Source organism: Polyangium sp. 15x6 (assembly GCF_029960785.1).
Taxonomy (GTDB): Bacteria; Myxococcota_A; Polyangia; order Polyangiales; family Polyangiaceae; genus Polyangium.
The window spans coordinates 108279-120379 of the sequence record NZ_JASBQE010000014.1 but is presented as its reverse complement, the minus strand read 5'-3'; the positions used below and the strand labels follow the sequence as shown (position 1 = coordinate 120379).

Annotated in this window: 7 protein-coding genes; 2 read left to right on the top strand and 5 right to left on the bottom strand. The window is 64.4% G+C overall.

The window, feature by feature from the left end; translation table 11 throughout:
• Position 1: 1 nt before the first annotated feature.
• From QHF83_RS13130 to QHF83_RS13115, 4 genes are all read right to left on the bottom strand, one after another.
• Positions 2 to 1834 (bottom strand): OmpA family protein, encoded by a 1833-nt coding sequence (locus tag QHF83_RS13130; protein ID WP_282418146.1) that lies wholly within the window; start codon positions 1832 to 1834, stop codon positions 2 to 4.
• Complete coding sequence (locus QHF83_RS13125) at positions 1831 to 3630, bottom strand: OmpA family protein (RefSeq protein ID WP_282418145.1); 1800 nt, start codon at positions 3628 to 3630, stop codon at positions 1831 to 1833. The genes QHF83_RS13130 and QHF83_RS13125 overlap by 4 nt, the downstream gene beginning before the upstream one ends.
• Before the next feature lie 15 nt (positions 3631 to 3645).
• Positions 3646 to 6471 (bottom strand): thrombospondin type 3 repeat-containing protein, encoded by a 2826-nt coding sequence (locus QHF83_RS13120; protein WP_282418144.1) that lies wholly within the window; start codon positions 6469 to 6471, stop codon positions 3646 to 3648.
• Positions 6472 to 7194: 723 nt separating this feature from the next.
• Entirely contained in the window at positions 7195 to 8040 is an 846-nt protein-coding gene (locus QHF83_RS13115) for a hypothetical protein (protein WP_282418143.1), read from the bottom strand.
• A 57-nt stretch (positions 8041 to 8097) separates the two neighbouring features.
• On the opposite strand from QHF83_RS13115, the gene QHF83_RS13110 reads away from it, so the two are divergent.
• On the top strand, positions 8098 to 10458 hold the full coding sequence (locus QHF83_RS13110) for a kelch repeat-containing protein (RefSeq protein ID WP_282418142.1): 2361 nt from the start codon (positions 8098 to 8100) through the stop codon (positions 10456 to 10458).
• Positions 10459 to 10585: 127 nt separating this feature from the next.
• Here QHF83_RS13110 and QHF83_RS13105 read toward each other — a convergent pair whose 3' ends face one another.
• On the bottom strand, positions 10586 to 11482 hold the full coding sequence (locus QHF83_RS13105; RefSeq protein WP_282418141.1) for an AarF/ABC1/UbiB kinase family protein: 897 nt from the start codon (positions 11480 to 11482) through the stop codon (positions 10586 to 10588).
• Positions 11483 to 11499: 17 nt separating this feature from the next.
• On the opposite strand from QHF83_RS13105, the gene QHF83_RS13100 reads away from it, so the two are divergent.
• Positions 11500 to 11721: a hypothetical protein gene (locus QHF83_RS13100; protein ID WP_282418140.1), complete on the top strand. Its 222-nt coding sequence runs from the start codon at positions 11500 to 11502 to the stop codon at positions 11719 to 11721.
• The last annotated feature ends 380 nt before the right edge of the window (positions 11722 to 12101 follow it).

Below are 12101 nucleotides of genomic sequence, written 5' to 3'. Positions count from 1 at the left end.
GCTATCTGGCCCGCGCGATCACCGTGAATGCGATGCGTCGATTCGCACGCCGTCCAGCCGCGACACGGTTATCGGCAATGGGCTTCTTGTGTCCGTACCCCTTGGCCACGAGCTTGTCAGCGGAGACGCCGAGCTCCACCAGCGTGCGCACGACGGTGTCTGCCTCTTCCTGAGAGGTTGCGAGCTTCTTTTTGACGTCGCCGGCGTCATCGGTGTGCCCCTGCACCTCGAGCCTCTGGATCTCGGGGTGATCGCGGAGAAGCCCTTTGATCTCCTCCAGCACGGGAATGCTCTCGGGCGTCACCGCCAGCCCCTTCACCCGTAACGAGGGGGCGAACTCGATACGTCTCGAGAGCGCTACCTCATCACCCTTGAGCTGAACGAACAGAGGACAGCCCTTCTCCGGCGCATCGGCGGCGCCGCGATCGGCCGGGCAGAGATCCTCCGGAAACTCGAGGCCGTCGCCATCCATGTCTTTGGGGCACCCGCGTTGCACCGGGTCGGACACGGCGACGCCTTTCTGGTCGGGGCAGGCGTCCAGCGTATCGAAGACACCGTCGTCGTCGCGATCGGCGGGACAACCGCGCTTCTTGGTCTCGGCAAGCCCCTTGATTTCGGGGCACACATCCTCGCGATCCGGAACGCCGTCCTCGTCACGATCCGCGGGGCAACCATTCTTCCGCTCGCTCGTGTTCTGCTCCCCCGCCACGAGCGGGCACGCATCTTCCAGATCGAGCACGCCGTCCCGATCGCGGTCCGGAGGCGGGCAGCCGTCCCTGCTGGGATCACCGGACAAGATGCCTTTCTCATCAGGGCACGCATCCGCGTCATCGCGTAGACCGTCGCCGTCCCGATCTTTCGGGGGCGGGCTCGCTGTGGTCACGGGGGAACGGGATCCAGCAGGCGCTGCCCATCCGACGAGAAAGATACCCCTGAATGCGGGCGTGCCCAGGCCAGAAAGCAAGCCCGGCCCGGCGGCGGCCGCGAAGGTCATCCCGCGGAACACGCGGAGACGCGCCTCGCCGAGCAATTCGAGGCCGAGGCTCGGCGCAGCCGTGATGTCGGTGAACCGAGCGTCGATGAGTCGCGTCTCTCCGAGCGCGCGTGTGCCGTGGATCTCGGCCCCGACCGAGAGGCGTTCGTCCACGAGCAGCACCGCGGCGCCTGCGCCGAAACGGAGAGCGTGCGGGCTGTCCGACATACGGAGCATGGCGCCAACCGTCGCGCTCCAGACGAGCGGAAGCCGCAATTTCACGCGTCCCCCCGCGAGCGCGTGTACATCTGCCCGCCAGTCTCCTTCGCCGACGAACGTATCGTCGGGCGCGGTGGGTGCAAACGCATTCACACCGAGTCCGAGCTGGAACGGGGCACGGTCATCCTTGCCCAGCACCCGGACGCGCGCGCCGACGCGGAGGTCGCCGAGAACGGGGGCGCGCGGCGCGGGCGCATCCAGCCCCGGCACATTCGGTGCCTCGCCGGACTGCACGAGCGCCAGAGGCATGTGTACCGAGACGAGCACGCGATCCCAGAGAGAGAGGGAGAGGTCCGCCCGGACGAACCCCTGGCCCGCGACGATCGGGACCTGCCGATCCGTGATGGTCAAGGGGCGGCTGGCATAATCGAAGAGGGCGGCCCCTCGCGGGACGAGATGACCACCGATCCGGGGCGACGGGACGGCAAGAAAAGCGTCACCGGTGGGCGTAGGCTCGAACAGATTCAGCGCGAGCTGTCCGCTCTTCGTTTGCGCCTCGGCGGGTTGCGTGGCGGCAAATGCGAGCCCGAACGAGAGCAGCGCGGGAGCGAATTTGCGCGAGAGCGGGCTGTGCATCGTCATCGCTTCTTCAGGATCCTGAATACGACACGTCGATTCTGCTCGCGACCATCGAAGATACGGTTGTCACCGACGGGATTGTCGTGCCCGTAGCCGCGGGTGACGAGCTTCTGGGGAGGCACGCCGACCCTGATCAGCCAATCCCGCACGGCCTGCGCGCGCTCTTCGCTGAGGTGCCTGTTGAAACGAGGATCCCCCGAGTCGTCCGTGTGGCCCTGGATTTCGATTTGCTCGATCTCGGGGTGCCTTTCGAGCTCGTCCCGGATCACGCGGAGCTGCTCATCGCTGATTTTGGTCGTGGTCGTGCTTCGCCACTTGCCGTACGTCTGGAAACGAATCTCGAAGTCGATCACGATCTCGTCGCCCTTGATCTCGAGAATGGGGCATCCGTTCTTCGCGGGGTCCTCTTTGGGCGTTCCATACGTATTGGGGCACGCATCGCTCGGCCATTTCACCCCGTCGCCGTCGAGATCCTCGGGACATCCGCGCTGGTTGGGATCGTCTACGCGAATGCCTTTTTGGTCCGGGCACGCGTCGAGCATGTCGACGAGCCCATCGTCGTCACGGTCGGGCAGACAGCCATTCTTCGACGGATCTTGGTTCGCCTTGCCTGCCTCTTTCGGGCAGGCATCCTTCGCGTCGGAGACCCCGTCGCCATCGGCATCGGGCGGGCAGCCGTGGCGCGTGAGCTCTTCATTGGGTTGTCCCGGCTCCGTAGGGCAGCCGTCTTGCTCGTCGATGATTCCGTCTCCGTCGCGGTCCTCGATCGGACAGCCGTCCTTGCTTGGATCGCCCCCCAGCACGCCGGGCTTGTCCGGGCAGGCGTCAGCAGTGTCGCGGAGCCCGTCGCCATCGCGATCCCCAATCGAAGGCACGGGTTTGGCCGAATCACTCTTGGGGGCCCATCCAGCCATGGCGACGACGCGGAAGGCTGGCGTACCAATGCCTTCCCCGAAGCCGGGGCCGCCCGCGACCCCGAACATGAGGCCAGCAAGAGGCCACACGCGGGCGCCGACGAGGAGCTCGGCGCCGAGGCGCGGAGGCTGTACGAGTGTAGACAGAGGCCCCGCTGCAAGGCGCGTGTCACCGAGGGAGATGAATGTGTTGAGCTCGGGGCCAACCTGGAGGCGCTCTTTCCAGAGCAATGCGGCGATGCCCGCACCTGCGGTGAACGTGTTTGGCTGTGAGCTCCGGAAGGTGATGCCCGTGGATGCATTCCAGAGCAAGCGCCCCAGGAAGCGGCCACCGAGCGCAGCGTGGAGATTTCCGTGGATGGTGCCGTCGCTGAGGAATGCCCCATCGGACATGGTGGGAACATAGAGATAGCCACCCAGGCCGAGCTGGAGCACTGCATTGCTCTCACCAAAGACACGCACCCTCGCACCGAGTCGGATGTCTCCCAGAGCCGCGGACGAAGGGGGGGAGAGGAGGACACCAGGGGTATCGGGACTTTCTCCGCGCTGAACGATCGCGACAGGGATCTGAGCCGATACGAGGAAGCGATCCCAGAGGGCAAAGGACACGTCGCCGCGGAGGAATCCCTGCCCCGCGACGAGCGCGGTTTCGCGGTCATTCAGGAAGACGCGGAGGGGGCGATCCGCGTAATCGAAGAGGAGGAACCCTCGGACGACGAGGTGGCCCCGGGACGCGGGGGAGGGGAGGCCGAAGAAGGTATCGCCCGCGGGCGCCGGCTCGAAGCGCCCGAGGCCGATGTTGCCCGCCGGGGTTTGCGCGGGGGCGTCGCCCGTCGCCGCCGATGCGGCGAGGAAGGTGGCGAGGAGCAGGGACGAGCGCCGCATGTGCATCGACCGGAGTCAGGCGGCCTTTCGGCGCCGTCGGGAAGCCACCGTGATGGCGCAGGTCACGAAGAGGAAGACGCCGAGATCCCCGGCGGGGCCATCGCTCACGTCGCAGGTAAAGCCTCCGCCCTGCGCCGGAATGACGGACGGAGGCGGTGGATCGCAGGGGTCACCTTTGCCATCTTCATCCCAGTCGGCGAAGTCGTCGCTCGGAGTCTCGGGGCAGTTGTCTTCGATGTCGAGCTTCCCGTCGCCGTCCGTGTTCTCGCAAGCGTCGCCCTCGGGGCCGCCGACGGTGTCGAGCTGGTCGGGGTTGATCGCCAGCGGACAATTGTCCTCGACGTCGAGCTTGCCGTCATCGTCGTCGTCGTCATCGCATGCGTCGCCCAGCTTGTCGCCGTCGGTATCCGTCTGGTCGCTGTTGGCTACGAATGCGCAGTTGTCGGATAGGTCGGCGACGTCGTCGTCATCGTCATCGTCGTCGCACGCGTCACCGAGCTTGTCTCCGTCGGTGTCCGTCTGGTCCGTGTTCTGGACGAGCGGGCAGTTGTCGTCCTCGGGATCCTGCATCCCGTTTTGATTGGCGTCCGTGGGGACCATGTCCGCATCGGGATCCTCCTCGCACATATCGCCAATGCCGTCGCCGTCATTGTCAGCCTGGTCGGTGTTGGCGTTGTACTGGCAGTTGTCAATGGGATCGTCGATGTTGTCGTTGTCATCGTCCGGATCGCAGACGTCGCCGAGGCCATCCATCTCGTTATCGAGCTGCATGTCGCTCGCATCGTTGTTCGGGACGAGCGGGCAGTTATCGGGACCGAGCCCGGTCATGGGGTCGAGCTCGTCCGGGATGCCGTCGGCATCGTCGTCCTTGTCGCAGGCATCACCGAGCAGGTCTCCGCCGGGGAGCTGTTCGTCGGTGTTCGTCTGGTCGACGCTTGCAGTCTGGGGGCAGTTGTCGTCCGCGTTCTTGAAGCCATCGCCGTCCGTATCGGCGTCGGAATCACAGGCGTCGTCGATGCCGTCGTTGTCGGAATCGACGAACCAGTTCGGTACACTCGGGCACGAGTCGCCGACATTCGGCACGCCGTCGCCATCGTTGTCATTGGGCGTGCACTGGTTGCTCACGGCGTACGGGCAGAGGTCCAGGTTGTCGGGCGTGCCGTCGCCATCGGAGTCGAGATCGCGGTAGTTGGGCAACCCGTCGCCATCGGTATCGGGGAGGTCCACGCACGACTTCCCTTCGGCCTCGAGGATATCTGACAACCCGTCTCCGTCGCTGTCGACTTCCAGGGCATCGATCTGGGCATCCATGTCGAAGTTGAGCGGGATGACAGGGTTCGCTCCGACCTCGCATGGATCGGGGATGGTGTCGTTATCGGTATCGGGGCTGGTCGCGTCGGTCCCGAGGGTGGCCTCCTGCGCGTCGGTGAGGCCGTCGTTGTCATCATCGGGATCGCAGGCATCGCCGATTAGATCGCCGTCGGTGTCCAGCTGATCGCTGTTGGCATTGAGATTGCAGTTGTCGGGGTCGTCGAGCCACCCATCATTGTCATCGTCTGAATCGCAGACATCGCCCCCTTCGAACTTGCCGTCGCCGTTGATGTCCTTGAAGCCGTCGCCGTCGTTGTCTTCCTGGTTTGGATTCGGGATGAATTGGCAGTTGTCCAGGGGGTCGGGATCGCCGTCGCCGTCGTCGTCGGGATCGCAGGCGTCGCCCATCGCGTCGCCATCCGTGTTGGTCTGCTCATCCGGCGGGGCGTTGTTGGCTACGAGGGGGCAGTTGTCGGAGACGTCCGGTTTCAGGTCGTTGTCGTCGTCGGGGTCGCAGGCGTCGCCCAGGGCATCGCCGTCGGTGTCGAGCTGGACATCCGGCGGGGCGTTGTTGGCTACGAGGGGGCAGTTGTCGGAGACGTCCGGTTTCAGGTCGTTGTCATCGTCGAGGTCGCAGGCGTTCCCCAGGGCATCGCCGTCGGTGTCGAGCTGGACATCCGGCGGGGCGTTGTTGGCTACGAGGGGGCAGTTGTCGGAGACGTCCGGTTTCAGATCGTTGTCGTCGTCGAGATCGCAGACGTCGCCGAGAACGTCGCCGTCGTTGTTTTTCTGGTCTGGGTTAGCCTTTTGCGGGCAGTTGTCCTGTGGATCCAGGAATCCATCGGCGTCATCGTCATCGTCGCAGACATCACCCAACTGGTCGCCGCCCCCCAGATTTAGGTCGCTGTTCGTCTGATCCGGGTTGAATATCGATGGGCAGTTATCGCAGACGTCGCCAAGACCGTCGCCATCGCTCTCGGTTTGGTCCGGACTCGCAAAGCCCGGGCAGTTGTCGCAGACATTCCCTATGCCGTCTGCGTCGCCATCAAGCTGGGTGTCGTTGTAAACTAGTGGACAATTGTCCATGTTGTCGTTCTTGCCGTCGCCGTCGTCGTCCGAATCGCACGCATTGCCCTTGGTGTCATTGTCGGTGTCGACCTGATCGGTGTTCGGCACGTTGGGACAGTTGTCGCATTTGTCCCCGACGCCGTCATTATCCCCGTCGGCCTGGTTCGTGTTCGAATCCTGGGGACAGTTGTCACATTTGTCCCCAATCGAGTCCATGTCCGCATCGGTCTGGTTGTTGTTCGGGACCTTCGGGCAATTGTCGGGCTTCAGCTGTTGCCCCGTCGGAACATCGAAAACTCCGTCACCGTCGTCGTCGTCGTCGCAGGCATCGCCGTCGCCGTCGCCATCGGTGTCGAATTGATCGGGATTGGGTACGCCAGGGCAGTTGTCCACCGTGTCGTCATCGAACCCGTCGCCGTCGACATCAGCTGCCCACACTAGCGACGACCATGCGAGGATCATGAATGTTGCTAGTAAAACCGATTTTAAACGTGCGGGGCGCTGGCACCGAAGCATGGCTCACAGGCTCCTTGATACGGATTCTGATGTATTCAATCGCACTGTCGCTACAATTTGCACATGTTCCCGTCGGGGGATTGACAGTCCGTGCTCGACGAGCAAACGCATGCTCCCTCGACGCAGAACCCGAGGCCCAAACAGCCCTCGTTCGATTGGCAGCCTTGGCCTTTGCAAAATGACCGCATGTCGAGGTCGAGTCCGCTGCAGGTCGCAGGTGCCGGGCACTCCGCGTCGGTTCCGCATGGCAATGCACATCGCTTGCCATCGGGAAAGTGTAAGCAATCCGTCGCGCCTGGGCAATCGCTTTTCATGGCGCAGGCTTGTCGGATACACGCTCCATTGGTGCATTCGAAGTCACTGCAATCCCCGCTGGCGCAGCAATCATTTACGGTCTGACATCCCTTGACGCAGATGCCATAGGTGTTGTTGCTGCCACCTTCCCCGCCTCCAGTCGCGGTTCCCGCCCCCGCCCCCCCACCCCCCGTCGCGCCCGCCCCTCCTGAGCCCTCGCCATTCCCCGAGCACCCACCGAGCCCCGCCATTGCTCCCACGACCGCGAACATCAATCCCAAACCAAGCACCCTCATACGATCCTCTTCCTCGCACCACCGGCGGTCACTCTTGGTACCCGTGTCCCCACCAACACCGTACTACGCCTCCTTCATGTCATGCAAGTGCCAGCGACTGCACACGGTTCTCGCTATCTTCTTTCCCGAGGTAGACTTCTTCTGTTACCCTCCTCGCCGCGCCAGACCTCAGTCTCATCTGGCCACCGCGGAGAACCCTGTGCGCCACTCCATCCTCCCCGTCCCCCTCGCGAGCCTCCTCCTTGGTTCCGTGGCCGCGATCGCGACCGTCGCCGCCGCCGTTTCCGGGTGCTCCGAGGACGCGCCCTCCGCATCGCCACGCGCCCCCTCTGCCCCCACCCCTCCTGCACTCGTCGCCGAGTCCCCCGATGCTCGCGCGCGCCTCGAGTCCCTCAGGCGACTGTTCCCTGCCAACATTGCGCCCAAGGACAACCGTCGTTTCCTCCGCGCGCCCTCGAACGGGGTTTGGCCCGCCGACCAGGCACCGGTCCGCGTCGAGCTCCCCGCGCACGCCCACGAACGCGTTCATCTCTCCGACGTGCGTTCTGGCCTCGCCATTGCGTTCTCCCTCGAAGGCACGTCCCCCGTGCCTTTGGCCGTCGGCCGTGGCCTCGTCCTCTATCGTGCCGCCGCGCCGGCCGGCGCAGACCTCATCCATCGCTCGGGCCCGGAGGGCACCGAAGACCTCGTGCTGTTCGAACAAGCGCCCGAACAGCCGATCCTTCGTTATCAAGTCGATCTCGTGCGCGTCGCTGGCCTCCGGCTGGCACAGAACACCCTCGAAATGCTCGACGCCCGTGGTGTCCCACGCCTGCGCATCGCGCCTCCCTACGTCGTCGATGCCACGGGCAAGCGACGCATCGCGAGCCTCTCCGTCGAGGGCTGCGCCGTCGACCAGGACCCCCGCGTACCCTTCGGTCGACAAGCGGTCCCACCCGGCGCAGACCGCTGCCTCGTCTCCGTTGGTTGGGACTCAAACGATTTGCAGTATCCGATCCTCGTCGACCCTGCTTGGGAATCGACAGGCAAGCTCGTCCAGGCACGCACGCGCGCGGCCGTCGCCGAGGTGGAGCTTCCGTCCTCGCCGGGCTCACGCGCGCTGCTCGTCACGGGCGGCGTCGGTATGGCCGGCGCGCCGCTCTCCTCCGCGGAGATCTACTTTCCCCTCGAGCGTTCGTTCGCGATCGTCGGGTCCTCCATGAACGATGCTCGGAGCCACCATACGGCGACGAACCTCGCGGACGATGGATCAGGCAAGGTCGCGATCGTCGGTGGCAGGGGGACGCTCGGGCTGCCCCTCGATGGAGTGGAGATTTACAACCCACAGTCTGGAATGTTCACGACCAAGCCAGCCATGCACATGAGCTGGCATCGGGAAGGCCACACGGCGACGCTGCTCGCGAATGGTAGGCTCCTTCTGGCGGGCGGTACGGCTTCGACGGATCCCGTGTTGATCACGCCGCAGTCGACGAACAGCGTCGAGATCTTCGAGCCCCTCACGGAGACGACGACCGAGCTCCTCGTCGGCAAGATGAAAGCCGCGCGTACGGCGCATGCGGCCTTGCGCCTCAGCTCTGGCGAAGTGCTCCTGACGGGGGGCTTCGGCACGGCGGACTTCGCGCTCTTCACCGCCGAGCGTTTCGACCCGCTCACACAACAGTTCCAGTTCACCGCGTCACAGATGAGCGCTTCTCGTGCGCGGCATACGATGACGCTGCTCGAAGGCGGTGACGTCCTCGTCGCGGGCGGCATCAACGCCACCAAGAAGCCTGCGACGGTCCGACAGACGGCGGAGATTTACAGCGCCGCCACGAACGACTTCGGACAGCAAGCGCTCGACATGCTCGAGGCGCGCGCGGGCCACACCTCCACGCGCCTGACGACCGGTGAGGTCTTGCTCGTCGGTGGTTTCAACGGAGACGACCCGGCCACACCAAACTACCTGGCCACGACCTACCTCTTCCATCCCGCGACGAACGCCTTCACGAAGCACATCGACATGAGCGCTGTCCGCGGAGATCACGTCGCCGCGAGGCTCATCGCCGGGGACTCGGTCGATGCCGGGCAAGGTGTCCTCGTCCTCGGCGGCGCGGGTCCCGGGACCACCCTCGATACGGCCGAGATTCTCGTCAACCTCCTCGGGGACCCATGCACCCGGGACGACGAATGCCTTTCGGGGCACTGCGCTACCAGAGATCAAGCCGGCGTCGGCGTCTGCTGCAACGAGGCGTGCGACGGAGTCTGCCGCTCTTGTCGCGTCGGCGAGAAGGTCGATCCGAGCACGGGAGTTTGTAGCTTCGCCGACGCGGGCACGCTCCTCGGGTGGAACTGCGTCGACGAGGGCAAGGATATCCCTATCGAGTTCAGGCTGAAGTGTGATGGCAAAGGCAATCCTGTGCCCGAGGACGGCAACTCGTGTGGGCCCAACGGATGCGACCACGATGCCGGGCGCTGCTCGGACCAGTGCCCATGCTCGGACGCTGGCTACTGTACGGATGCCGCCGCCGAAGACGCGGGCGACCCAGCCCCGCCCTCGGGGGAACGTTGCGAGCTGCGAATGCCGAACGGCCTCAAGTGCGACCCCACGTATGGCGGTCGCGACTGTCAGAGTGGTAGCTGCAAGGATGGTTTCTGCTGCAACAAGCCGTGCGACGGCCAGTGCGAGGCGTGCAACGTCCAAGGCTTCGAGGGGACATGCACGCCTGCGGGGTTTCTGGGCAACGCAGCGCCCGTCGGAGACCGAGAGCCCTGCGCCGGGCAGGATGGCAGCCAGTGCAAAGGCTTCTGCGACAAGGACGATCGGTCGCAGTGCACCTACCTCGACGACACTGTCGACTTCACGGAGTGCGGGTGCAACGCGAGTGGTTGCGAGCAGACCAACCACGTCTGCGACGGCAAGGGTGGAAGCAATCCAGAGCTCGCGTCCTGTGGTGGTTTCCTGTGCGGGGACGACGCATGCAAGACGTCGTGCGCCTCGGATGCTGATTGCGGCGAGGACTTCTTCTGCGAAGACGCCGCGTGCAAGGCGCTGCCCTTCGACGGACGTTGCGACGGGGACCATACAATCCGCATCCCGGAGGGCGGTCGAAAACCAGATGGGAGGGATGAGGACTGCGGCCCCATCAAGTGCGTGCCCGCCACGTCCGAATGCAAGCCGACGTGCGTGTCGGTGCTCGATTGCGTGGGCGAAAGAATCTGCAGCCTGGATGGCCGGTGCATCGAGCCGCCGCCGTCGCCGCCGCCGCCCTCGTGCAGCGCTGCGCCAGGTTCTCGTTCCACGTCCGCGGGCCTTGCGCTGCTGACTGCGCTCGTCGCCCTCGCAGGGAGAAGGCGGCGCTCCTGATCTCACCCATCAGTTGAAGCACGCTGGCAAACAAGGCGATCGACGGTGCTGCATAGCAACGAACGAGGAAGTCAAGAAGATTTTGGGGCGCAACCGCGGATTCACCCCAGCTTCGATCTCATCGTGTTCATCTGCATACTCGACAAGAATCCTCATCGAGCACGCGGATCGATCCGATGAGCGCGAACCAGTTGTTCCGCAGCATCATGACATTGCTGGGGTGAAGATCGCCGTGTGAGAGGTTATCGCTGAGCAGTTGCCGCAGGTAGCTCGGGTAGAGCTGATTCCCGAGCTTTTTCGGGCGGATTTTGTTCTCCTTGCGCCACTTCTTGGCCTTCTTCGGCTCGTGGATCCGCGCGTGGATGTAATCGGACACGAGCACGCCAGGGATGAATTCCATCACGAGGACGCGTTTCGTGGTGAACGCGCCGAAGACCTTCGGCGCGTAGACCTTCTCCCTCTTCAGCGTGTGCCGCATCCGGCGGATCGAGCTTGCTTCCATGCGATAATCGAGCTCGTCGGCGAGCGTGCTCTCGAGCTTCAGGTACATATCGCGGAGCTCCATCCGTGCGACCGAAGGAAAGAGCCGCAGGAATTTGATATATGCCGCGATGATCTCGAGATCCTTCCGAAACGCCTCCTCGATGGCAGGACGCTGGACCTTGATCGCCACCCAATGTCCGCCGTCGAGCAGGCGTGCTCGATGAACCTGGCCGATCGATGCGGCGGCGACGGGGACGACATCGAATTCTCGGAAAAACGCGCGGAGGGGGGCCTTCAGGTCCTCTTCGAGGATCTGGATCGCGATCTGACCGGGGAACCCGATCGCTCTGTCGTGGAGCTTCGAGAGTTCGTCACAGAACACCTTCGAGAAGATGTCCCGGCGCATGGCTAGGAGCCGGGCGGCCTTGATCCAGTCCGAGAGGACGCGCTTCCAGCGGGGTCTGGACGGGCAGAGGGGCGTCTTCGGCGGCGAGAACGCGGCGAGCGCCTTCGGCGGTGCGCGCTTTTTCCAAACCTTCACGCCAAACGAGGTCACGCATGAACGCTTCGCGTGACTTCCGTCGCGCTCTCGCTCGTCGCATCCTCGCGCTGGTCTCCATCTCACTTCCTGCCGGCGTGAGTGCATTCGCAGGCGGCGACGAAGACCCCGTGGGCTTTGCAAAACTTTGCCTCGCCCTCGCCTCTGCTTTTCTATTCAGGGGCAATCTCGAGGTGACAAACCCATCAGAGCCATTAAAAGCCATGGTTGTCCATGGCTGAGCCATGCCTCGAGCCACGGCCCAAGGCGGTCGAGACCTACAAGGCCCGAAAGCTCACGGAGCGATTGTCACCGAAATCGGTGAACAATCACCTCACGGTTCTGCGTCGGCTGCTCGCGCTGGCCGTGGAATGGGGGAAGCACCGGACGGTGCGTCGTTATGGCACTCCGTCGTCGATGGCATCGTCGGAATCCCGAAGAACGGGAAGGGGAGGGAAATGCCACTCGGCGAGGAGGTGCTCCGGGTTCTCAAGGCATTCCGTCGCCTGCACGATCCCTTCGTCTTCTGCGCCGAGGACGGCCGCATGCTGACGAAGGGCTGGCACGTGCTCCGTCACACCTTCGCGACCCACCTCGCCATGAAGGGGGGGGATCGCCCTCG

Bases quoted from the DNA above. Each gene is read 5' to 3' on its own strand.
- QHF83_RS13125 (WP_282418145.1), bottom strand. From the start codon at position 3,630: ATGCGGCGCTCGTCCCTGCTCCTCGCCACCTTCCTCGCCGCATCGGCG.
- QHF83_RS13120 (WP_282418144.1), bottom strand. From the start codon at position 6,471: ATGATCCTCGCATGGTCGTCGCTAGTGTGGGCAGCTGATGTCGACGGC.
- QHF83_RS13130 (WP_282418146.1), bottom strand. From the start codon at position 1,834: ATGACGATGCACAGCCCGCTCTCGCGCAAATTCGCTCCCGCGCTGCTC.
- QHF83_RS13100 (WP_282418140.1), top strand. From the start codon at position 11,500: ATGAACGCTTCGCGTGACTTCCGTCGCGCTCTCGCTCGTCGCATCCTC.